General features: G+C 47.2%; 28 protein-coding genes and 1 riboswitch. Of the genes, 22 read left to right on the top strand and 6 right to left on the bottom strand.

Going from position 1 to position 22,601, the window contains the following annotated elements:
- Positions 1 to 6 precede the first annotated feature (6 nt).
- The 14 genes from gvpQ (at position 7) to ACNA6I_RS21165 (ending at position 6,503) form a co-directional block, all read left to right on the top strand.
- Entirely contained in the window at positions 7 to 462 is a 456-nt protein-coding gene (gene gvpQ / locus ACNA6I_RS21230) for a gas vesicle protein GvpQ (protein WP_048004756.1), read from the top strand.
- 14 nt (positions 463 to 476) lie between these two features.
- The gene (gvpJ, locus tag ACNA6I_RS21225; protein ID WP_048004757.1) at positions 477 to 737 is read left to right on the top strand and encodes a gas vesicle protein GvpJ; all 261 of its coding nucleotides are present in this window, start codon (positions 477 to 479) and stop codon (positions 735 to 737) included.
- A gap of 45 nt (positions 738 to 782) precedes the next feature.
- Positions 783 to 1,049, top strand: a complete 267-nt coding sequence (gene gvpO, locus ACNA6I_RS21220) for a gas vesicle protein GvpO (protein WP_048004758.1) — start codon at positions 783 to 785, stop codon at positions 1,047 to 1,049.
- An 18-nt stretch (positions 1,050 to 1,067) separates the two neighbouring features.
- The gene (gvpN, locus tag ACNA6I_RS21215) at positions 1,068 to 2,000 is read left to right on the top strand and encodes a gas vesicle protein GvpN (protein WP_063191291.1); all 933 of its coding nucleotides are present in this window, start codon (positions 1,068 to 1,070) and stop codon (positions 1,998 to 2,000) included.
- Positions 1,993 to 2,754, top strand: coding sequence for a GvpL/GvpF family gas vesicle protein (locus tag ACNA6I_RS21210; protein WP_416314132.1), 762 nt, complete (start codon positions 1,993 to 1,995; stop codon positions 2,752 to 2,754). Before gvpN ends, ACNA6I_RS21210 begins: the two co-directional genes overlap by 8 nt.
- Positions 2,754 to 3,014, top strand: a complete 261-nt coding sequence (locus ACNA6I_RS21205) for a gas vesicle protein GvpG (RefSeq protein WP_048004761.1) — start codon at positions 2,754 to 2,756, stop codon at positions 3,012 to 3,014. The genes ACNA6I_RS21210 and ACNA6I_RS21205 overlap by 1 nt, the downstream gene beginning before the upstream one ends.
- Positions 3,015 to 3,019: 5 nt before the next feature.
- Positions 3,020 to 3,811: a GvpL/GvpF family gas vesicle protein gene (locus ACNA6I_RS21200; RefSeq protein ID WP_063191293.1), complete on the top strand. Its 792-nt coding sequence runs from the start codon at positions 3,020 to 3,022 to the stop codon at positions 3,809 to 3,811.
- 15 nt (positions 3,812 to 3,826) lie between these two features.
- Positions 3,827 to 4,102, top strand: coding sequence for a gas vesicle protein (locus tag ACNA6I_RS21195; RefSeq protein WP_048004763.1), 276 nt, complete (start codon positions 3,827 to 3,829; stop codon positions 4,100 to 4,102).
- The gene (locus ACNA6I_RS21190; RefSeq protein ID WP_048004764.1) at positions 4,068 to 4,352 is read left to right on the top strand and encodes a gas vesicle protein K; all 285 of its coding nucleotides are present in this window, start codon (positions 4,068 to 4,070) and stop codon (positions 4,350 to 4,352) included. The genes ACNA6I_RS21195 and ACNA6I_RS21190 overlap by 35 nt, the downstream gene beginning before the upstream one ends.
- A gap of 13 nt (positions 4,353 to 4,365) precedes the next feature.
- Positions 4,366 to 4,686: a gas vesicle protein gene (locus ACNA6I_RS21185; protein ID WP_048012087.1), complete on the top strand. Its 321-nt coding sequence runs from the start codon at positions 4,366 to 4,368 to the stop codon at positions 4,684 to 4,686.
- A gap of 109 nt (positions 4,687 to 4,795) precedes the next feature.
- Complete coding sequence (gene gvpT / locus ACNA6I_RS21180; RefSeq protein WP_048012086.1) at positions 4,796 to 5,536, top strand: GvpT/GvpP family gas vesicle accessory protein; 741 nt, start codon at positions 4,796 to 4,798, stop codon at positions 5,534 to 5,536.
- A 48-nt stretch (positions 5,537 to 5,584) separates the two neighbouring features.
- Entirely contained in the window at positions 5,585 to 5,977 is a 393-nt protein-coding gene (gene gvpU / locus ACNA6I_RS21175; RefSeq protein WP_048004767.1) for a gas vesicle accessory protein GvpU, read from the top strand.
- Between the two features lie 82 nt (positions 5,978 to 6,059).
- Positions 6,060 to 6,164, top strand: a complete 105-nt coding sequence (locus ACNA6I_RS21170) for a hypothetical protein (protein WP_231578687.1) — start codon at positions 6,060 to 6,062, stop codon at positions 6,162 to 6,164.
- Between the two features lie 18 nt (positions 6,165 to 6,182).
- Positions 6,183 to 6,503, top strand: a complete 321-nt coding sequence (locus tag ACNA6I_RS21165; RefSeq protein WP_416314131.1) for a hypothetical protein — start codon at positions 6,183 to 6,185, stop codon at positions 6,501 to 6,503.
- Between the two features lie 99 nt (positions 6,504 to 6,602).
- Here the strand turns inward: ACNA6I_RS21165 and ACNA6I_RS21160 are convergent, their stop codons facing one another.
- From ACNA6I_RS21160 to ACNA6I_RS21145, 4 genes are all read right to left on the bottom strand, one after another.
- A complete protein-coding gene (locus ACNA6I_RS21160; protein ID WP_063191081.1) occupies positions 6,603 to 6,860 on the bottom strand; it encodes a GlsB/YeaQ/YmgE family stress response membrane protein in 258 nt (85 codons plus the stop codon).
- A gap of 69 nt (positions 6,861 to 6,929) precedes the next feature.
- Positions 6,930 to 8,399: a phospholipase D family protein gene (locus tag ACNA6I_RS21155; protein ID WP_416314130.1), complete on the bottom strand. Its 1,470-nt coding sequence runs from the start codon at positions 8,397 to 8,399 to the stop codon at positions 6,930 to 6,932.
- Between the two features lie 140 nt (positions 8,400 to 8,539).
- Entirely contained in the window at positions 8,540 to 9,937 is a 1,398-nt protein-coding gene (locus ACNA6I_RS21150) for an MFS transporter (protein ID WP_231579059.1), read from the bottom strand.
- Positions 9,938 to 10,041: 104 nt separating this feature from the next.
- Positions 10,042 to 10,647, bottom strand: coding sequence for an NAD(P)-dependent oxidoreductase (locus ACNA6I_RS21145; protein WP_416314129.1), 606 nt, complete (start codon positions 10,645 to 10,647; stop codon positions 10,042 to 10,044).
- Between the two features lie 74 nt (positions 10,648 to 10,721).
- Between ACNA6I_RS21145 and ACNA6I_RS21140 the strand changes: the two genes are divergently transcribed.
- Together ACNA6I_RS21140 and msrB are read left to right on the top strand one after the other, a co-directional pair.
- Positions 10,722 to 11,051, top strand: a complete 330-nt coding sequence (locus tag ACNA6I_RS21140; protein ID WP_053072422.1) for a CHY zinc finger protein — start codon at positions 10,722 to 10,724, stop codon at positions 11,049 to 11,051.
- Positions 11,052 to 11,053: 2 nt separating this feature from the next.
- On the top strand, positions 11,054 to 11,998 hold the full coding sequence (msrB, locus tag ACNA6I_RS21135; RefSeq protein WP_269454528.1) for a peptide-methionine (R)-S-oxide reductase MsrB: 945 nt from the start codon (positions 11,054 to 11,056) through the stop codon (positions 11,996 to 11,998).
- 74 nt (positions 11,999 to 12,072) lie between these two features.
- Here msrB and ACNA6I_RS21130 read toward each other — a convergent pair whose 3' ends face one another.
- Entirely contained in the window at positions 12,073 to 13,578 is a 1,506-nt protein-coding gene (locus ACNA6I_RS21130; protein ID WP_048014144.1) for an FAD-dependent oxidoreductase, read from the bottom strand.
- Positions 13,579 to 13,691: 113 nt separating this feature from the next.
- Positions 13,692 to 14,540: a bifunctional 5,10-methylenetetrahydrofolate dehydrogenase/5,10-methenyltetrahydrofolate cyclohydrolase gene (locus tag ACNA6I_RS21125; RefSeq protein ID WP_048004774.1), complete on the bottom strand. Its 849-nt coding sequence runs from the start codon at positions 14,538 to 14,540 to the stop codon at positions 13,692 to 13,694.
- A gap of 59 nt (positions 14,541 to 14,599) precedes the next feature.
- Positions 14,600 to 14,687, bottom strand: a riboswitch (ZMP/ZTP riboswitch).
- Between the two features lie 245 nt (positions 14,688 to 14,932).
- On the opposite strand from ACNA6I_RS21125, the gene ACNA6I_RS21120 reads away from it, so the two are divergent.
- The 6 genes from ACNA6I_RS21120 to ACNA6I_RS21095 all read left to right on the top strand — a co-directional run bounded on the left by ACNA6I_RS21120 (position 14,933) and on the right by ACNA6I_RS21095 (position 22,453).
- On the top strand, positions 14,933 to 15,571 hold the full coding sequence (locus ACNA6I_RS21120; protein WP_048004775.1) for a YczE/YyaS/YitT family protein: 639 nt from the start codon (positions 14,933 to 14,935) through the stop codon (positions 15,569 to 15,571).
- Positions 15,572 to 15,597: 26 nt separating this feature from the next.
- Positions 15,598 to 16,383, top strand: coding sequence for a DNA alkylation repair protein (locus ACNA6I_RS21115; protein WP_148794471.1), 786 nt, complete (start codon positions 15,598 to 15,600; stop codon positions 16,381 to 16,383).
- 6 nt (positions 16,384 to 16,389) lie between these two features.
- Positions 16,390 to 17,562 carry a MalY/PatB family protein gene (locus tag ACNA6I_RS21110; RefSeq protein WP_048015000.1) on the top strand — a complete coding sequence of 391 codons (1,173 nt, stop codon included), beginning with the start codon at positions 16,390 to 16,392 and terminating at the stop codon, positions 17,560 to 17,562.
- Between the two features lie 323 nt (positions 17,563 to 17,885).
- Entirely contained in the window at positions 17,886 to 20,021 is a 2,136-nt protein-coding gene (locus ACNA6I_RS21105) for an immune inhibitor A domain-containing protein (protein ID WP_048004777.1), read from the top strand.
- A gap of 254 nt (positions 20,022 to 20,275) precedes the next feature.
- Positions 20,276 to 21,466, top strand: a complete 1,191-nt coding sequence (locus tag ACNA6I_RS21100; RefSeq protein ID WP_048004778.1) for a glycine C-acetyltransferase — start codon at positions 20,276 to 20,278, stop codon at positions 21,464 to 21,466.
- Positions 21,467 to 21,502: 36 nt separating this feature from the next.
- The gene (locus tag ACNA6I_RS21095) at positions 21,503 to 22,453 is read left to right on the top strand and encodes an L-threonine 3-dehydrogenase (protein WP_416314128.1); all 951 of its coding nucleotides are present in this window, start codon (positions 21,503 to 21,505) and stop codon (positions 22,451 to 22,453) included.
- The last annotated feature ends 148 nt before the right edge of the window (positions 22,454 to 22,601 follow it).

The raw sequence follows: 22,601 nt of genomic DNA, 5'->3' as shown, positions 1-22,601 counted from the left end.
GATCCCGTGGGGAATCCCATTAAAAAAGCAGCGACAAAAACGGCGAAAAAAGCCTATGAACATGCTCCGGAATCCGTAAAGGATAAGCTCAAGGACAAGGCAAAGGAAAAAGCGGTCGAAAAAGTGGAAGAAACCGTCCAATCCAAAGCAAAGAAAGCATCCGGAAAGCTCGAGGACGCCAAGGAAAAGAACGCTGATAAAGTCCATGGCAAAGCAGATAATGCAGAAGACAAGGTGCAGGATGTCCTATTATCTGTACGTGAAAAATTAAAAAAGGCCAAGGAAGCGGGCGAAGCATTTCAGGAAAAGATGTCTTCTTCGGATGACCGGGGTGGAAAGGGCGCCAAGAACTTAAAAGGCGTCAGCAACATCAAAAGCTCCCAGTCTATCAAGAGCTCTACGGATATCAAAAGCTCGGAAAACATCAAATCGTCCAAGGATATTAAAACCATTACTTCATAAGGAGGAATTTAGGTATGGCGATTCAAAAAAGTACGGATAGTTCCAGTTTGGCAGAGGTCATTGACCGCATTTTGGATAAGGGGATTGTAATTGACGCATTTGCGAGGGTTTCCGTTGTTGGGATAGAGATCTTGACCATCGAGGCGAGAGTCGTGATCGCGAGTGTGGATACGTGGTTGCGTTACGCGGAAGCCGTCGGGTTGCTCCGTGATGAAGTACAGGAAGAAGGATTGGCAACGCAGTCCAATGAACGGAACTCACAGTTCAGCATCTAACCTATTTCACCTGATGTAGTCAGGCGTTCAAGCTGGGAGGACATTATGGAAATCACTGAAATCATGAAAAGTGTAAAAGGATTCTTCGAAGAACATGTAGCTCCGGTCCATAAGGTTACATCTGTTGAAATGACGGAAGATGAGGGCTGGAGGCTCACAGTGGAAGTAGTCGAAGAGAAAGAATATATGAAACGATACGCAAAAGATGAAATGCTCGGAACGTATGATGTCCTTCTCAATCAAGACAAGGAGGTCATCTCCTTCAAACGGAAGGACGTCAGGTACAGGAGTGCCATCGGGCAGGAAATGTAGATTCGGGAGGAATGGGTAGTGACGGTTTTAACCCAGAAGATCCAAAAAGGCAGCAAATCGTATGTCCAAGATGAAGGGACCACCGACTTGATCAGCCGCTCAATGAGTTATTTGAAGCTTGGTTATCCCGTCCATTTTACGGGGCCATCCGGAACAGGGAAGACATCCCTCGCCCTCACGCTGGCAAAGAAAAGAAGGCGTCCGGTCATGCTGATGCATGGAAACCACGAATTGAACAACAGTGATCTTATCGGGGATTTCATTGGTTATTCAAGCAAACAGACAGTGGATAACTACGTCAGATCTGTTTACAAGAAAGATGAACAGGTCACAGAGAACTGGAGGGACGGTCGTCTCCTGGAAGCTGTAAAAAATGGATATACGCTTGTATACGATGAATTCACCCGATCCGAACCGACAACGAATAATCTTTTCCTCTCCATATTGGAAGAAGGGGTCATTCCCCTCTACGGTTCGAAACGGACAGAGCCGTTCATAAGGGTTCATCCTGAATTCAGGATGATCTTCACAAGCAACCCATCTGAGTATGCAGGCGTATACAAAACTCAGGATGCCCTTCTGGACCGCTTGATCACGATTCCGATCGGTTTCAAGACCAGTGAGGAAGAAGCCCATATCGTTTCTGAGAAAGTGGATCTTGTGCTTTCGGAAGCTCGTGAGATTACGAATTTGATTGCAGAGCTTCGCAGTCATTGCCGCGATGGACTCGGCGGGCCAAGTTTGCGCGCCTCCCTGATGATCGCGCGGATCGCACTGGAACAGGACATTCCCATACAAGGGGATGATCAGGATTTTCAGCGCCTTTGTTTGGATATTACGACCCATTCCCTGAGCCGCAGTATTGAATCCGATCATCCTGAAGAAGAGGCAAAGAAAATCGTGTTGGAAGCTTGCAAGAACATGACGTCAAAGGAGAATTCAGATGAGTGAAGAAACAGGGATTTATATCTTTTGTGCCATCGGGCACGAAGGGAAAATGGATCTAGGCAAAGTGGAACTGGAAGGAGAACAGCGGGACATCTTTTTGATTTCCTATAAAGATGCATCCATGGTGGCAGCAGAGGTCCCTCAGAAAATCTATCATCCCAAACGGGAGAACCTTATGATGCACCAACAAGTCATCTCCAGGGTGATGGAACAGAGTGACACGGTCGTTCCCATCAGCTTCGGGAACGTATTCCGATCGAAGGAAGACGTGGAGGCACTCCTAGAAAACCTTTATCCGCAGTTTGAAACGTTATTCCCAGCCATTAAAGGGAAAATCGAGATCGGCTTAAAAGTTATCGGGAAATCTGAGTGGCTGGAATCAGTCGTAAAAGAATCTCCCGGTGTTGAAAAAATGTCGACATCACTGAAAGGGAAATCTGAATCGGCGGGTTACTATGAGCGCATCCAGCTTGGTGGGATGGCTCAGAAAGTATTCCAGAACCTTCAGACAGAGATAAAATCAGAGATTTTTGCTCCCCTTCAGGAAGCAGCTGAATCGGCAAAAGCCAATGATCCATCAAGTGAGCGGATGCTTCTGAATGCAGCCTTCTTGATTGACCGGGATAAAGAAAAGGAATTCGATGAATTGGTCAACAAGGCACATGAGTCTTGGAAGGATAAAGCGGATTTCAATTACAGCGGTCCGTGGCCAGCCTATAACTTCGTCAATATCAGATTGAAGGTGGAGGAAGCCTAATGCTTCACAAACTTGTATCGGCACCCTTGAATCTCGTCATAAAGGTCGGTGAGAAAATCAAGGAAGAAGCAGACAAAGAGCTCTACGACCTGCCGACCATCCAACAAAAGCTGATCCAGTTACAGATGATGTTCGAACTCGGAGAGATTTCTGAAGAAGCCTTTCAAGTCAAAGAAGACGAACTTCTGATGCGTTACGAAATAGCGAAAACAAAGGAAATGGAACAATGGGAAGATTTAACGAAGAAGAAAGGAGGTTAGCTCGCATGCTCTACTTGTACGCACTGGTCCCTTCAAGTGAGGTGGAGGTTGAGCCCGTCCCAACCATGAAGGGATTCGACGGGGAACATGATATTTATGCGTTGGATATCGATGGGATCACAGCCATCGTATGTGGCCTGCCGGATGAAGAATATTCGGAGTCCGTCCTCCAGAACAAGATTGAGAATGACATGGAGTGGCTGCAGGATAAGGCATTCCACCACCACGAAACGGTCCTGATGATGTCAAAGCGCTACACCATCATTCCCCTGAAGTTCTGCACGATCTATAAGCATGAAGACAGTTTGAAGGAAAAAGTGGGGAATCATCTTTCCTCTCTGAAGGACGCCTTCAAAGATCTTGAAGGTAAGGAAGAATGGAATGTGAAAATCTTTTGTGACGATAAACGTCTCAAAGAAACAATCAGTCACCCCTCCATCACGGAGAAGTGGGAGGAAATCAAACAGCTCCCTAAGGGAAGACAGTTTTTCGAAAAGAAGAAAATGGAACAGCTTGAAAATAAAGTAATTGAAAATGAAAAGAACCGTATGTGCGAGGAGTTTCATGAACGGCTGAAATCATACGCAACCGAGGGAACAGTGAAAAAAAACTGGGGTAAGGATGTTACTGGACGAGCTGAACAAATGGCTTGGAACAGCGTCTACTTCCTTCCAAAAGAGGGAGTCGATCGGTTCGTTGATGAAATCAAACAGTCTGAAAGCAAGTGGAAGGAAGCGGGCTGGACATTCGAAGCAACGGGTCCATGGCCACCCTATCATTTTTCAAGTTTCTCATAGAATGGGGATGAGCATATGACCGTCAGGGAATCTATCGAGAATAAGGATGTCGCGTTAATTGACATCTTGGATATCATTTTGGACAAAGGTGTTGCCATCAAAGGGGATTTGGTCATCTCGATCGCGGGAGTGGACCTTGTTTACCTCGATCTTCGGGTGCTGATTTCTTCAGTGGAAACCCTGGTCCAACATAAAAATGGAACGCGTAAGACCATATCTTCAGAACAATTGGAACACGAAAGGAAGGGATTGATCCATGCAACCGGCCAGCCAGACAAGTGGACGGATTAACTTCGACCCAGATAAAGCGGAGCAAGGCTTGGCACAGCTAGTGTTGACGGTTGTGGAGCTCCTCAGGCAAATCGTTGAAAGGCATGCCATGCGCAGGGTGGAAGGAGGCACACTGACCGATCAGCAAATTGAAGACCTCGGAGTCGCTTTGATGAACCTGGAAGAAAAAATGGAAGAACTGAAGGAAGTTTTCGGCCTTGATGCAGAGGATCTGAACATCGACCTTGGACCACTAGGAAGCCTGATGTAAGAGAGGAGGAGAAATGGTGGAACATTCCATGCAATCAAGCACCATCGTGGACGTGTTAGAGAAAGTCCTTGATAAAGGTGTTGTCATCGCTGGTGATATCACCGTCGGAATCGCAGATGTGGAGCTATTGACCATCAAGATCCGTCTCATCGTAGCATCGGTTGATAAAGCAAAAGAAATTGGGATGGACTGGTGGGAAAATGATCCTTACCTGAGTTCCAAAGCCGAAAACCAACAGGCAAAAGCCCTTGAAGAAGAGAACCGGAAGTTATCCGAACGATTGGAATCTCTGGAGAAGCAGCTTAGCAGTTCGAACCGCCTCAACCAAGTGTAATGAAGGCGAACCAGTTGAAATCATCATTTGAATATCTTATCGCATTGAAAGAACCGATTTGAAAAATCGGATAAACCATAAAACGATAATTATTTTGGAGGGAACCATAATGGCAGAAAAAAACACTGAATTAGAAAACACGACTCAATCAAACAAAGAAGAGAAAAAGACACGTAAGAGCGGTCCGATTACACGCACAGTGGCCGGAAGCCTTCTTGGAGCCACAGTCGGATACCTGGCAACGCCTGAAAACGGGAAAAAACTTCTTAGTAAGATCGATCAGGAGAAGCTGAAGAGCAAAGGGTTGGAAATTGGGAACTCTGCAAAAGAAACATCACGGAAAGCTGTCGTATCGTTGAAACAATCAACCGCCAATCTGTTCAAGCGTGATCAAACAGATGAGGATCAGGAAGATCAGGAAGAAGTCAATGAAAGCGGGGAAGGGTCGGATTATGAAGCTCTAAAAGAGGAAAATGAATCTCTGCAAAATCGACTTCAACAGCTTGAGGAAAAATTGAATCAACTGACTCAATCAAGTGAAGATGAAGAGGATGAGGAAGAAGAGGACGAAGAAGACGAGGACGAAAAGGAAGAAGCAACATCCACAAAGAAAAGTAAAGCTGCTAAAGATGCGGATGAGGACGAAGAGGAAGAAGACGAAGAAGATGATGAAGATGACGAGGATGAGGATGATGAACCATCCAGCAAGAAAAAATCAACAAAATCCAAGTCATCTAAAGCGAAGAAAGGTTCAACAAAAAAATCTTCCTCAAAGTCTAAAAAGAAATCTTCCAAAAAAGACGATGACGATGATACAACGCTATCCAGCGATGACGACACACTATCGTAATCAGATGCAGTTGACCGATGATCAGGGAATGGAAGGAGCGGTGACCAGATGAGCGGGCATACGGATAAGGATAGTATCTTGGAGTTTTTCGCAATAGCTGCCAATAAACATGATTTCTCCCTCGATATCACACTGAACCTGAAAGGGGCTGTGGTGACGGGTACCATGATCTCTGCAACCGAGTACTTCTCGACGTTAAGCGAAGCATTCGAGGAGGGAAGTGAAGTAGCCCAGAAAGTGAGTGAAGAACTTTCTGGTGCCGGTGAAGCGGTAGAAGAAAATCAGCCGTCAGAAGCGAATTTCATCCATCTTAAAAATGCAAAGGTCTACTGTGGTGACAGCAAACCCACCCCTTCCAAGGGGAAAATCCTCTGGAGGGGTAAATTATCCGAAATCGATGGATTCTTCCTTGGGAAAATCTCAGAGTCAAAAAGTAAGTAAACCCTGGGTATGGAAGGTTTTTCATATAGGTTTCCTCCATACCCGATCCGGGTAAATGGAAAGTATAAAGGAGGTTACATGAATGAAACGACTCGTTAAAAACGTGATTAAATGGGCTCCAGTCGTGTACCCTGTAGTAAGAAAGATCATGAATGAACGAAAAGCCAAGAAAACCAAAGCAGCCTGATCCGGGCTGCTTTTTATTATGTTTCGAAGTTTTCTGGACATCACCATTTATTCCTTCTCTGACAATCTAACCATGTCCAAAGCGAAGAGCGGATTGAAGCGGAAGGGACTTGACTCCTGCGGGAATGGAGGGAGGCTCGACTGCCTCCCCGCGGAAAGCAAGGCCCTGCAGCGGAAAGGAGCGGTCATCCTATTCTCTACTCGCCCACATACAGAAGCGGGATGTGGTTTATTGGTTTCCGCACTGATTGATCAAAGATTCGAGTACGTTCTAACGAAAACTTCGACTAATAATAAAGAGCGGAAAGGAACGGTCTGCATATTTCATACCCTCCCATGAAAATCAGAAAGCTATATTCATCAGAATATATACTCAACACAAAAAAACGCGATCAGAATATTCTGTGACCGCGTTTTGCTCAGGGATTTAAACCCTCTATTAGTGTGCTGCTTTTCTAGTGGAGCGTAAGATGAGGCTCAGGATAAATACGAAGATGATGGCTCCCAACAATGCCGGGATGATAGCCATTCCTCCTACGACAGGTCCTAGGCTTCCAAGTAGTTTTCCACCGATCCATGCTCCGATGATTCCTGCGATGATGTTCCCGATGATTCCGCCTGGTACATTTTTACCTAGAATTAGTCCTGCCAGCCAACCGATGATGCCTCCGACAATCAAGAAAATAATTAGTCCCATGTTTGTCTCTCCTTTATGATGTATTATTGGTATTACTTTAGATATTCCCCATTTAGAAGAGGTTAAACCCTAATACGTTGTGACTTGGAATACTTTTTGAAGGACATACATGATGTATTTGAAGATCGGTAATTTATCTTGATATTTCTTATACTCGACGGTATACGTTCCGTTTTCATTATTCCAGATGCGCTGTAAGTAATCATCTACATCTGTCATGAGACGGCTGTCCGGAGCTCCTGTGAAAAGAATGTTTTCTTCGAGATTATAGTCATCGAGGTTCCTTGACGTATAGTTGCTTGAGCCTCCTATGACGGTGGAGCTTTCTTTTCCTTTTACATAAATGAACTTGGTATGATACTGCTCTTTGTTGGTGTTGTACCAGCGGATGGAGATGTGTTCGTTATCCAACTTGTTCAGCTCTGATGCGATGGGGAGGTTTGGCAATCCGATTTTCTCCTGTCCAAACGCATTCTGGTTCGGGTCAAGGACCATGCGAACATCTACTTTGCGATCTGCTGCGTTTTCAATGGCGTCAATGATATCACGGTCTGCCAGATAAAACATGCCGATCCACACCTCATCTCCTTCTTTCGCCTTGTCGAGTGCCTTCACGACGTTGGTCTGGACCTTTCTCTCAGTAAGGATCTGTGCTTTTACTTCTTTTCCACCAGATGCTTCTACATGGGTGATGAGTTCATCCACTTCCTTATCAGAAGGGAACGCGTTCATATTTCCTCCTGAGAAAGCGGCGACGGCCTTTTCGGCCTTGATCATATCTTTGAGGATGTCCCCCTTCACCCTGAACGCGATATTGGAATGGAACCCGCTGGCGTCGTGAGGATTGGCGCTAAGGACCATGCCTTCCTTCTCGCTGATTACCACTTTCCGGTGATTCGCTTTTACATTCAGCAGTTTGAGGTATGATCGTGCCGTTACTTCAGGGGCCGATGGGGCCATGGGATTCGGCAGCCACCCATTTCCTTTTTGTCCGAACCATTGAATACCGGCTCTCCACACGCCTGAATACAGGAGGTTCGGGTCCCGAAGACGATCGAGATCAGTGAAGATCACTTCGGCACCGAGTTCTTTCAACGGTTCGAGCTGGTCGGCTTTATGGGAACCGTATGTTGTATTGACATCATCGCTGATGAAGACGACTTTAAGATCGGGTTTTTCTTTCATCCGTTCCTGAATCGTCTTTGATAGCTCTTCGCTTATCTTAGGATAGTTCCGGTCGTTTTTCGTGTAGCCGTTGAAGAGGAAAAGATCGAGAATCAGGAAGTCTTCTGCTTCACTGACGGTTTTGTTGACTTCATCAAATATGGAATGATCGTATTCCTCCTTTCCATCCTTTTGATACGTGAGGTCGTAGATGAACTCAACGTCTTCTTCAGGAATGGAATGGATGCCTCCAGCGTATGAAACACCGTCAGGCAGAGGTTTGGTGCGCTGATAAAACATGATGGTTGATAAAAGCATGATGATCGCAAGACCGATCAACCATCGTTTCTTTTTGTACCATGGGCGCTTTTTCAAATGGACTCCCCTATTCTATATATAATGTCCTTCCTACTATACCCACAAAGGTAAGAAGGGAACCCAGGCATTGTTATTTTATTCAGCACGCTCCTGCCGATACGAAAAAACCCTGCGCTTGAAGGCGCAGGGCTTGGGAATCATACCGTTTTCTTTAATTGACGATGATAGAACATCAGGATCAGGAAGGATAGGATCATGGCGATGATGAGGACAAGGAACGTATTCCTGAACGCATCGACACCATAATCGACTCCGCCCATCTCTACGATCAAGCCTCCGATGACCGAGCCGGAAGCACTGCCGACATAGTGAAGCAGCTGCTTCATACCCATTCCGGATCCGACAAGATCCCTGTTCACCACGCGGGAGACTTCGTTTGTGGTACTTGAAGAGAGACTTGAGAATCCGAAGCTCGTGAACATATAGGCGAGCATGATCATGTATTCGCTGATCGGTGACAGGAAGAAGAACAGGATGGTCGAGATCAGGAGAAGGCAGTGGGCCATCACCATCACACGCATATTCCCGTACTTATCGATCAGTCTGCCCACATAGATGGCGGCAACAGCCGAAAGCATCGCACCCGGGAAGATGATCAATCCCATAGTGGTCGGATTCTTGTCAAAGATGCTTTTTAGCATAAGGGGCATGACGAGCAGAATGGCAAAGTGCGTCACGAACCCCATATAGCTCATGTACAAGATCTTCCTATAGCCCTTATCCCTGATCAGTTTTGGCTGAATGAAAGGGAGTTCGATTTTATGGATCCTGATCCACAGGGCCGCAAAGAATATAAGGGCTACTGCGAGATGAATCCAATTGAATCCGGAAATGAAGAGAAGGAAGAATGTGACACCCACTCCGGTCATGATGGCTCCCCATATGTCGAATGCGCCTTTTCGGACTGTTTCAGCGGGCAACAGCTTATAAAGGACGGGAATCATGACGATGACGAGAAGGGTAACCAGGAAGAGATAATTCCAGTTAAGATAGTCAGTGATGACTCCTCCTACAACAGGTCCAAGTCCGAAGCCGAGGGACGATGCAGAGGCGATCATGGCAAGGGCGCGACCCCGTACCGCCATTGGAATAAATCTGCTGGCAAATACCATGGACAGTCCAGGAATGGCCGCGGCACCGGCTGCCTGGAACAAACGGGACAGCAGTAACCATAAGAATGAATCGGCAAAGAAACCAGAAAGGGAACCCAAACCGAACACAACAATCCCGATGATGATCAAGCGCCTGATCGGGAGATAGTCGGACAGGCGTGTATACGTAATCGTCCCGATCGCCAAGACGATAGAATAGCCCGATACGATCCAAGCACCCTCTGAAGGCTTCAAAGAGAACTCATGAAGGATATTTGGAAGGGCGACATTGAACATGGTCGTGTTCATGACGACCAGCCATATGGTCAGGCTGAGGAATGCAACCGTCTTTGTGTAAGAAGGAGCGGTCTTGGTCGGTTGTTCAGTCTTGATAAGACCACCTCCGTAGTTGATTTTGTTTAGACACTCGAAGTAATATACCACAAAACCAACCTGTCTGAAAACCTTTTGCTTTTACAAAGGGAAACGCACTGTGAGGGATGAAAGAGATTGGGGGAAAGACCTCCGGGGTTCACCCCGAAAGTCCTTCAATAGGCAAGGCCGATTGATGCGTTGGCATACGCGTCGTGGTGGAGGCTTTCCAACAGGAAATGGGCAACATCCGCTCTGGATATTTTCCTTCCTCCTTCAGGAATGGAGGCGGGGTGAGTCCGATAGTCACCTGTGAAAGGTCCATTGATCAGCTGCATGGGTCGGGCGATGGTATAGCGAAATCCACTGTCCTTGATCAGGGAAACGGCTTCCCGGTGGTCCTTCAGCACATTGCGCAGAATGAACTGGGCCAACTTACCTTGTAATCCTGATATTTCATGATCAATGCCGGCAGAGGCGACATAATGGATCGATTTCGCTCCGTAGAGCTGCATGCCGGAGAGGATATGACCGGTCATGATACTGAGCTGTGTTGTCTTTCCAAGACCAGATGCCCCCAGGCAAGAAATGACCGCATCCTGTCCCTGCAGCGCTGCCTGGACAGCCTTTCTGTCCGTAGCGTCTCCCTGGATGAAGGTTGAATGATCGGGAAGTTTGGCAGGATTCCGCACGAACGCCGTCACGTCCAATCCCCGTTCTTTTGCCTGTTTCATCACTTCTGTTCCGGTGGCACCTGTTGCGCCAAAGACGATGATTTTCATTTTATTTCCCTCCTTCTTTATGAATATTGTATAGTATGGGGGAAGAGAATGACGAATCTGAACGGGGGATGAATATGTCCAATCAAGCGATACCAGTCAAAGGCATAAACGTCGATGAAGAAACAAGATGCGGACATTACCATACAGAAAAGGATATAATCGCCATCAAATTCAAATGCTGTGACACCTACTATCCATGTCACAAATGCCATGAGGAAATGACTGATCATGAGCCGGTTTTATGGGGACGGGAAGAGTGGAATGAGAAGGCCGTCCTTTGTGGGAAGTGTCGATCGGAATTGAGTATCCTGCAGTATATGAACTGTCAGTCCTCTTGTCCTCACTGTCAGGCTCCATTCAATCCGGGCTGCAGCAATCATTATCATCTATATTTCGAAGGGTAGGGATTCTGGTGGAGAAAGCAACATTTGCAGGAGGATGCTTCTGGTGCATGGTCGAGCCCTTTGATCAACTTGATGGGATTATTTCCGTTACTTCAGGATATACCGGAGGCAAAGGTGATGCTCCGTCCTATAAAGAGGTCGTGAGGGGTGAAAGCGGCCATGTGGAGGCAGTCGAAATTCATTTTGATCCCTCGCTTTTCCCATATGAACGGCTTCTGGAGGTGTATTGGAGGCAGATCGATCCCACGGATGCTGAAGGACAATTCAATGATCGGGGTACACCCTATCGAACGGTGATCTTTTATCACTCCGAAGAACAGCGGATCGCGGCGGTGAAATCGCGTGAAGAGCTTCAACACAGCGGGAAATTTGCAAAGCCGATTGCAACAGAGATCCTTCCTGCTGCTGTATTTCACAAAGCGGAGGAGTACCACCAGGATTTCTATAAAAAGAATATGTTCCGCTATGCCCTTTATAAACGGGGGTCTGGAAGGGACGCGTTTATAAAGGAACATTGGCCAGAAGACCGTTCTTATCTGAAAGAGACGCTCACTCCCTTGCAATACCGTGTCACCCAGGAAAATGGGACGGAGCCTCCTTATGAGAATGAGTACTGGGATAACCGGGAAGAAGGCATCTATGTCGATATCGTCTCCGGGGAGCCTTTATTCACCTCGAGGGATCAGTATGATAGTGGATGCGGATGGCCGAGCTTTACAAAACCTGTCATGAATGCAAGTGTGACGGAACGGTATGACCTCAGTCATCGTTCGACACGTATGGAAGTCCGCAGCAGGGAAGCCGATTCCCATCTTGGCCACGTGTTTACCGACGGACCAGGACCTGACGGGTTGAGGTACTGCATCAATTCAGCGGCTCTCCGGTTCATCCCGAAAGATTTGCTTGAGGAAGAAGGGTATGGGGATTTCAGAATCTTATTTAATTGAAAAGGGACCGCTTGAGCGGTCCCTTTTCAATTAGTTTTGTCATATCCTGCGATAAATATTTCCCGGGTCATAGATTATTCATCAATCGATGGAAGCGGCTTTTGGGCTGGTCCTTCAATGACTGTACCTTCAGGAGAAAAACGCGATCCATGACAAGGACAATCCCATGTAAGATCACCTTGGTTCCAAGCAGTTTCACAGCCTAAATGGGTACAGGCGGTATCCACGAGGTGGAGCCTGCCTTCCTCGTCCCGATACCCTCCGCATTTCTTCCCTCCATGCCAGACGACAGCTCCTTCCCCGTTCTTGAGGTCCCGGGAAGACTTGAATGGAATCTGGAGTTTTCCTTTTATAAGATGCTTGGCCACATCGGCATTCTGCGAGATGAAGTGTTTAATGCTTGGGTCGGCGACAAATCGTGAAGGGGTGTAGAGGTCAGCGTATATATTATGATGACCAAGTATCAAATCGGACAGGATCATTCCCGATAAAGGTCCGGTCGTCATCCCCCATTTTTTGAAGCCCGTGGCTACGAAGATGGTAGGGTGCTTCTCTGTGAGTGTTCCGATATAAGGAACTTTATCAACTGAAATCAAGTCCTGGGCAGACCACCGGTGAAGTGTATCAGATTTCCCGAACACCGCACTTCCGCATTTCTCCAAGGATTCATAGTGTTCCTGTGTATCCTTGCCCTGCCCGGCTTTATGATTCTCTCCACCGATCAGGATCAGCTCCCCGCCTTCATGCACGACCGAGCGGAAGGAACGGGAAGGATCTTCCGCATTGATATACATTCCACCAGGGAATTTTTTCTCCGATTTGATTCCGATGATATAGGAGCGCTCCGCATACATCTTGGTGAAGTAAAGCCCCATTCCATCAAAGAAGGGGAAGTGTGTGCAGATCGCTACCTTATTACATTCCAGATGATAACCGCTCGATGTTATGACCTTTGTTGCCGTGTCGTCTTCAATGGTCTCGGCAGGGGTTTGTTCGAATACTTGACCGCCAAGTTCAATAAAGGATTCAATGAGGTGCTTAAAGAATTTCAGAGGGTGAAACTGGGCCTGCCCTTTCATGACGATGGCCTGTTTAATGGGAATGTCGAGGGGGATGGTTTCCACCAGTTCTCCGTCGATTCCAAGTTCAAGATACGCTTCATACTCTTTTTGTACCTTCTGCAGATACTCATTCGTTTCCGCATAGACATAGGCATCCTGTTCACTGAAGCCACAGTCGACTTCTTTTGCCAAATTTCTGATCCAGTCCAGCGCCTTCACATTGGATTCGTAATAATGCCTGGCGTATTCTGTACCGAAATGCTGAATCAGTTCATCGTATATAAGGCCATGTTGCGCTGTGATCTTGGCTGTCGTGTGACCGGTTGTCCCATTCAATAACCGGTCTGCTTCGATCAGAGCCACCTTCTTTCCGCTTTTGGCAAGGAAATATGCAGTGGTGATCCCAGCGATGCCCCCACCGACCACGACCGTTTCCACCTTGAGGTTACGGTCAAGCTTTGGGTAGGAGGGGAGGTGGATATCCTTCCTCCAATAAGGTTCCGGATGCTGATGATTCATGAATTCACGCTCCTTTTCATTACGTCACTACCATGATTGCCGAACTGGTTGGAAAACATAAGTCGTTGGGAGAGTAAAATAAAAAAACCGCCCTTTAGGGGCGGTCGGGTGCATCATGAATTGGTTTTTCCGTATTTTTCAGCTGCGTCCACCGTCTGCTTCAACAGCATGGAGATCGTTACGGGGCCGACACCACCAGGGACGGGTGTAATGGCCGATGCTTTTGCATAGCAGCTTTCATAATCGATGTCGCCCACATTTCCGGGGTTGTATCCGGCGTCGAGGACAATGGCTCCCTCTTTCAACCAATCTCCTTGGATGAAGTTTGGTTTACCTACTGCTGCAACGACGATGTCCGCATCAGCAAGGAGGGCGGGGAGGTTTTCTGTATAGGAATGACACGTGGTCACCGTGGCGTTTCGGTTCAATAGCATCATGGAGACAGGTTTACCCAGGATCGGACTTCTTCCTACCACTACGGCGTGCTTTCCTTTGGGGTCTACATTGTAGTAATCGATGATTTCCATGATCGCTGCCGGGGTGCAGGACGGGAATTCACCAAAGCCCAATGCGTTTTGACCGAAGCCGTGGCTGGTTACACCGTCTACATCCTTTTCGATGGAAATGCGTTCAAAAGCGGCGCGCTCATCGATTTGGGACGGCACGGGGTGTTGGAGAAGGATGCCATGGACCGTAGAATCGTCATTGAGTCCATCAAGGACGGCCAATAACTCTTCTGTCGTCGTTTCTGCCGGGAGATGGATCTTTCTTGATTCCATACCGATTTTCGCGCAGGCGTTCCCCTTCATCTTGACATATGTGGCAGAGGACGGGTCGTCTCCTACCAGTACGGTGGCAAGGCATGGGGTAACCCCTTGTTCTTTCAATGCTTCAACACGTATTTTTAATTGTTCCTTTACGTCTGTTGCGACTTTACTTCCGTTTAAGATCAATGGTTCCATTGCGATCCCTCCTGAAATGTTTTAAGGCTGTTATCGTGTAGCTCATGGATATGGCCCAATCATTATGCCCAGGCGAACGGCAAATGGGTATATGAACGCAGCTCCCTTGTGGTCATTTCCACATTTTCGCCAGTCACTGCTTAATAGATGCAAAATGATTATAACACGAATATAAAACAAGAATCCAGTCGTATTGTTCGGTTTTAGGGGGTCGAATTTTGGGGAATGACGGAAGGAGTGAAGAAAGCGCGTTCAACTCAATCTCATCCGGATATCCAATTCGTTTTTTCATAATGAATATCCAACAAACCCAATCGGCTTGGTGAAATTTCTTTGAAGGTGAATATGTGGTAAAGTGGGTGCATTATGAAAGAGAGAAAGAGTGATAGAAAATGAAAAGGGAACGGATGACCCGTTGGGGATTTTTCTTTGTCGGGTTGATCATCATGGCGTTCGGCATTACGTTGACCATTAAAGGGAAGGATCTTGGCATCGGTCCATGGGACGTCCTTCATTATGGGCTATTCCTGAATGCCGGATTGAGCATTGGGGCCTGGTCGATCATTGCGGGAATCGTCATCCTCTCCTTCACCGGGATCATGACAAAATCAATCCCGAAACTGGGTGCCTTCATCAATATGCTCCTTGTGGGGATTTTTATAGACATCTTCAACTATCTTCTTCCTGACCCTTCGTCTTTATGGATACAGGCAGGTGTACTGTGTATCGGGATCATCATCATGGGAATCGGGATCGGTATTTATGTAGCTGCAGGACTGGGAGCTGGCCCCAGGGACAGTCTTATGCTCTTAATCGTGGATAAGACCGGCTGGCGCGTCCAGTGGGTGAGGAACGGCATGGAACTGGTCGTATTGATTGCAGGCTGGCTGCTTGGCGGCCCCGTAGGGTTCGGAACGATCGTGATCGCTCTCGGTGTCGGACAGGTGGTAGGCTGGTCCTTGCCCATGAGCAGGAATTGGGTTGAGACAACGATTGCACGTCATCGAGAGGATGCAACCCTTGCAGGGTAGCTTGAGCAGAATGAGGGGGAACCGGGATGAGAGAGCTTGTGACAAATTGTGAAGCATGCGGGTGTGACATCTATTGTGAGAATGGCTTTTATCAGGGAGATGAGGAACTTAGGGTCTGTCTCGCATGTTCAAGTCATGTGAGGACATATACGGCCACCCTCCTCCGATGCTTCAAAGAGATGGAATCAGAAGAAAACCGGGTGCCGATGGAAGCGTATATGCGAAATCAGTTCTCGTTTTATGGCATCAAAACGCCTGAGCGCAACGCTGCTCTCAAGGACTTTGTCAAGCAGTACGGGGATCCCCCTCTGCAAGAGCTGCCTTCCGTCACGAAATTGCTCTGGGACGAACCGGGGCGGGAGTGTCAGTATGCCGCTCTCTACCTCCTTTCAAGGAAGGTCAAGAAGCTGACCCTTGACCATCTACCGCTCCTTGAAGAGCTCATCGTCAAAAAGTCCTGGTGGGATACCATTGATGGCATCGCCCCGAACCTTGCAGGATCCATTTTCCTGAAACATGGAGATGGAGGATATCCTGAACGGTGGATCACATCAGATCATATCTGGCTGAATCGGTCGGCCATCCTTTATCAGCTGAAATATAAAGATAAGACCGATGAAGACCGTCTATTCGGCTATATCAGGAAAAAACAAGATTCCAAGGAATTCTTCATCCAAAAAGCGATCGGCTGGGCTCTCCGGGAGTACTCGAAGACAAACCCGACGGCGGTGGAGGATTTTATAGAAAACGAAGATCTCGCACCGCTCAGTGAGCGCGAAGGAATGAAGCATATCAACAAAATCAGGGGGTAAGGGAACATGAACTGGAATGATTGCATCGAGAGAACGAATACCCACTCGGTTAAATGGTCGTATCCACAGGAGGATGTCATACCGATGTGCATAGCAGATATGGATTTTCAGGTTTCCCCTGCCATCGTGGAGGCATTGCAAAAGAAAGCTGCTCATGGAATTTATGGATATACCACCTTCAGTGACCGGTACTTCGACTCGATCATCGGCTGGTGGGACAAGCAGTATGGCATCAAGATCCAGAAGGAATGGATTTCATTCAGTCCTGGGATCATTCCGGGCATCAACGTCCTTCTTTCGGTCCTCACAGAGCCGGGGGATGGCGTCATCCTGCAGGATCCCGTCTACTATCCATTCTACAGCACGATCGAGGCGCATGGATGCACGGTTCTGAAGAATACGCTTCTCTATGAAAATGGGCGCTATGAGATGGACTTTGATGACTTGGAGGAAAAAGCGCGTTCTTCAAAAGCAAAGGTCCTGATCCTCTGCAGTCCCCATAATCCTGTCGGCAGGGTGTGGACAAAAGAAGAGCTGGAGCGGGTAGCGGCGATTGCGAAAGAACATGATCTTTGGATCATTTCAGATGAAATGCATGGCGACCTCGTGTTCGAGGGGAATCAGCATTTTCCTTTCATCCAGGCGGATCCTTCCGTGAGGGATCGTACCATCGTCTGCTCGGCCCCGAGCAAAACGTTTAACATCGCCGGGCTTCAGACGTCCATACTGATGATCCCGAATAAGGAATTGCAGCAGCGTTATCAAGAGAAGCTCACATCCTTCGGGCTGATGCGTCCCAACGTATTCGGGATTGAAGGCACCATCGCTGCCTATGAGGAAGGGATTCCGTGGCTCGAAGAACTTCTAATGGTGTTGGAGGATAACAAACAGTATGTATTGAATTACATCAAGGAATACATGCCTGAACTTCAGGCGATTCAGCCGGAAGCCACCCACCTGATCTGGATCGACTGTCAGAAACTCGGCATGAGCGGTGAAGAGCTTTGTACCTTCTTCCTGGAGAAGGCCAGAGTGAAATTCGATGAAGGATTCAAATTCGGAGAGACCGGCAGTGCGTTCATCCGAATGAACATTGCCTGTCCCAAAGAGAGAATCGACATGGCGTTGCGTCGGATGAATGAAGCTTTGCTTGAGCATAGAATAGGAAAGCAGCCTTAGAGATAGGGCTGTTTTTTTAATGCCCTGTCCTGTATTCTTCGATATCAATCGACGGGTATCCCCACTTTCAATTAACCTTTGCAGTTGAGAATGGGATTTCGTCGATGGGATGGGGGAAAAGGCCCTGTTTTAAACGCATCAACGTATAAGGATCATCGAACCATGTCGAAACCATAGATCGTCAGTATCAGTTATAAGCGTAATATCAGAAAATACCATAAATAACGAAGAGAGAGAAGAAACTTTCGGCTTATATATTCTGAAAATTTAGTGTGTTATGATTATTTCGCTTATATTATAACTATTCTCATAGAGAGGGGATTATGTATTTGAAAACTAAATTGTTTTCCATTCTTTCCACCGGTGCTTTGGCACTGGGACTGTTGGCACCATTCTCACAGGAGGTCTCGGCCGAGTCCACTCCGACAACTGCCAACTGGAACACCGAGCGATACGGTGATCGCATCGATATCGATGGTCATCTTGAGTCACTGTCTGAAAACGAAAACTTCCTGAATAAAGCTGAAGGAAAGCTGAAAAAACAGGTGAAAGAGTTCAAGTTCGATCAAAAAGGTGAAGTGAAAGCCCAGAGCAATAAACAGACAAGTGAATTTACATACGACGGAGGGACAAAGCTATTCCTTGATCGGGACCTGGAATTCAAACAATTCACTCTGAGAAGTGTGGGCGACAACGTGGAGATCTGGGTGGCGAATGACCTTGCATTCCCTGAAGGAGATCCCCGTCCTCCCCATGTGGTCACTCAGGAGCAGGTAGATAAACTGAAGGATGAGTTCGATTCGAACATCTATCCGACTGCGACGGATTTCTTCGGCATGCCGGATGAGTTGGATGGATCAAATGCCACCGTTCCAAGAATGGTTGGCTTGCCGGATAACTATTACGAGGGCAGTGACAAGGTGATCATGCTGGTCGACAACATCAAGGATGACGGCTACTACGATCCTAGCTATCCGTTCTTCGTGGCAGGCTTCTTCTGGCAGACCCTTGAAAACTATACGGACCGGAACATCATCACGATTGATACGAACAGCTGGGAAACCAGGCTCGAGAATACCTTCTTCGGTACGACAATTCATGAACTCCAGCATTTGATCCATGCCGATAACGACCCGGCTGAAGAGACATGGCTGAATGAAGGGATGTCGACATTCTCCGAGTTCCTCGGAGGATATGGTTCCAATGAGGGTTCTGTGAACTTCTATCTTGATCACCCGGAAAACTCCCTGGTGAACTGGGATGAACACCGCAGTGCGGAAACAGGACCGGAAACGATTGCAGACTATGGACAGGTCTATCTCTTCACCCTCTATATGTACGATAAGTATGGGCAGGAATTCATCAGGGATCTTGCCACAGACCAGAAGCATGGAATTGAGAGTGTCGATCACATGCTGAAGGAATATGGAGCGAAGGAGGACTTCACCACCCTTTATCAACACTTCATTACGGCCCTCGCCATTGATGACGGTTCTGGAGGGAAGTATGATTTCGACAGCATCGATCTGAGGGATCTACCTGTCGACAGTAAAGGCACGAAGCGCGGCAAGACCGTTGATTATGAGAAAGCGCTCGAGTATGAAAAAGAAGGGGTCCCTGCATGGGGAGGGGACTTCAAAGAGCTTGATTTTAAAGGGAAGGTCGACACGATCAATTTCGATGGAGTGGACTTCCTTCCGGTCAAATGGAAAAGCGTCGATGATCCCAAAGGGTCGGGCAACAAAGTGCTCTGGGCTAATGAAGGGGACGAACTGGACAGTGCCATCGTATTAGAAGCAGATCTGTCAAAAGTGGACAAAGCCACCCTCTCCTTCGACAATTTCATCGATATTGAAGAAGCATGGGATTACGCTATGGTCCAAGTTTCTGAAGATAATGGGAAGACATGGACATCGCTTGAGAACGAAAATACCCGTTCGGATGTGGATGGACAGGGATATCCTAAAATCAAAGATAATGTTCCTGGTTTCACCGGTCACTATGAAGACTGGCAAAAAGAAACATTTGATTTGAATCAATACGCCGGGAAGGAAATCTTGATCTCCTTCCGCTATCTGACGGACTGGGGCTATAATGACTCAGGCTGGTTCATTGATAATATTGAGATCCCGGAAATCGGCTTCAAGCAGGATGGGTCCAATCTGGACGTCTTTAAATCGAAAGCGGAAATCCTAGGAGAGTACGTGGAATATACGGTTACCTTCATCAATGAAAGACAGGTAGGCAACAAAAAGAACCCGAAAACCAAGTATAAAGTCATTCAGGTTGACCCATTCAATGTGACGGAAACCAATGCCTTGAAGCTTCGACAGCTCTTCAAGGATGGAAGTAACTATATGATTACTTCCTATGCAGCTCCGCCACATGATAAAAACCCAGTCGATTTCACGTATGAAGTCAAATTGAAGGATAAGAAAAAACCAAAGAAGAAGCACTGATCATCAAGAAGCCGGCCTTAGGGTCGGCTTCTTTTTTTATAGGAATCAATTTGTCCCGCCAACCGCATACTAGTGACATCATCATAGACAGAGAATCCCCCATTTCCGAAAGAATTATTTTGTCCATCATGGAGAAACATGTTAAACTTATCTGTGTAAAATGGTATGAAAATAGCTAATATTATACTAGTGAATGTCTTTCTGGAGTGCACAATTGTCTATAAAACGCTTACATAAACAAGGAGGTCACAAAGATGACAAGTAAAACCCTGGACCATTTCTTACAGGACAATCTGCAGGATCTAAAATCAAAAGGTCTCTATAATGAAATCGATCCGTTGGAAGGGGCAAACGGACCCGTCATTACGATTAAAGGCAAGGAACTTGTGAATCTCTCTTCAAATAATTATCTTGGACTTGCAACAGATGAGCGCTTGAAAAAAGTGGCCATCGAAGCGGTGAAAGAATATGGTGTCGGAGCAGGTGCTGTCCGGACAATCAACGGAACACTCGACCTTCACGTGAAACTGGAAGAAAAGCTTGCTGAATTCAAGGGAACCGAAGCGGCCATCGCGTATCAATCGGGCTTCAATTGCAATATGGCAGCCATTTCTGCGGTGATGGATAAACATGATGCCATTCTTTCCGATGAATTGAACCATGCGTCCATCATCGACGGATGCCGTCTGTCCCGTGCCAAGATCATCCGATTCAACCACTCGGATATGGAAGATTTGCGTGCGAAGGCGAAGGAAGCGAAAGAATCGGGTCTTTACGCTAAAATCATGATCATCACGGACGGGGTCTTCTCTATGGACGGAGATGTATGCAAGCTACCTGAAATCGTCGAAATCGCAGAGGAATTCGATATCATGACCTATGTGGATGATGCCCATGGTTCCGGTGTTCTTGGTAAAGGGGCCGGTACAGTGAAGCATTTCGGTCTCTCTCATAAAGTCGATTTCCAAATGGGTACGCTGTCGAAAGCCATCGGGGTAGTAGGTGGATATGTGGCCGGTACTCAAAACCTGATCGACTGGTTGAAGGTGCGATCCCGCCCGTTCTTATTCTCGACATCCCTGACGCCTGCGGATGTGACCGCGTGTACGGAAGCGCTGGACTTGTTGATGAACAGTACGGAACTGCAGGACAAAATGTGGGAAAATAGTGCCTACCTCAAGGAAAAACTTTCAGGGCTTGGCTTTGATATCGGGAAATCTGAAACGCCGATCACTCCTGTCATCATCGGTGATGAGCAGGCTACCCAAAATTTCAGTAAGCGCCTGTATGAAGAAGGGGTTTATGCGAAGTCCATCGTATTCCCTACAGTGCCCCGCGGAACGGGTCGGGTACGGAATATGCCATCGGCAGCCCATACGAAAGAGATGCTTGATCAAGCGGTCGAAGCATATGAAAAAGTCGGAAAAGAGCTGGGAATCCTTTAATTCCCTTATCATCAACGATATACAGGAGGAACTAAGATGAAGAAGATTCTTGTCACCGGTGCGTTGGGACAGATTGGCTCGGAACTTACGACCCGTCTCCGCGAGGTTTACGGCGCGGATCACGTATTGGCAACAGATATCAGGGAGGCCGACAGTCCCGTTGTGACCGGGGGACCCTTCGCGCAGCTGGATGTAACCGATGAAAAGCGCATGTTCGAGCTAGCCAAGACGAACCAAGTCGATACGATCATCCACCTTGCCGCCCTATTGTCGGCTACAGCCGAAGCAAAGCCGCTGCTTGCATGGAACTTGAATATGGGAGGGCTCGTCAATGCCCTTGAAACGGCCAGGGAATTGGATTGTCAATTCTTCACCCCAAGCTCGATCGGAGCATTCGGACCAAGTACACCCAAGAAGGCGACACCGCAGGATACCATCATGCGACCGACGACGATGTACGGGGTGAATAAAGTGTCCGGTGAATTGTTATCGGATTATTACTTCACAAAATTCGGTGTGGATACCAGGGGGCTGCGATTCCCGGGCTTGATTTCATACGAAACGCTTCCGGGTGGAGGGACGACGGATTATGCAGTAGAAATCTACTATGAAGCCATCAAGCAGAATCGTTACACTTCCTATATCGGTGAGGGTACCTTCATGGATATGATGTATATGCCGGACGCACTTGATGCCATCATCAACCTGATGGAAGCGGATGGATCGAAGCTCATCCACCGCAATTCTTTCAACGTAAGTGCCATGAGCGCAGCGCCTGAGCATTTCGAGAAGGCCATCCAGGTTCATCAGCCTGACTTCAAAATCGACTACCAGGTCGATCCCGTCAGACAGGCCATCGCTGAAAGCTGGCCGGATGCCATCGATTCTTCCGCCGCGGTGGAAGAGTGGGGATTCAGCTGCACGTATGACCTGTCGAAGATGACAGCCGATATGCTTCATAAGCTGAAGGTCGAAAAAAGAATATAAGAAATGGAAAACCGCTCCGATATGAATAGGAGCGGTTTTTTTTCGACATATTATAGCGGATGTGGTATATCTTATATAGCCCTTACTCTCTATTTTATACCTTAATATGGAAAATTAAGTGAATAAAGGCACTAATTGTGCTAAAATT

The organism is Rossellomorea sp. FS2 (assembly GCF_047915635.1).
Lineage (GTDB): Bacteria > Bacillota > Bacilli > Bacillales > Bacillaceae_B > Rossellomorea > Rossellomorea marisflavi_A.
The sequence above is the reverse complement of the archived record's forward strand: the minus strand, read 5'-3'. Positions and strand labels throughout refer to the sequence as shown.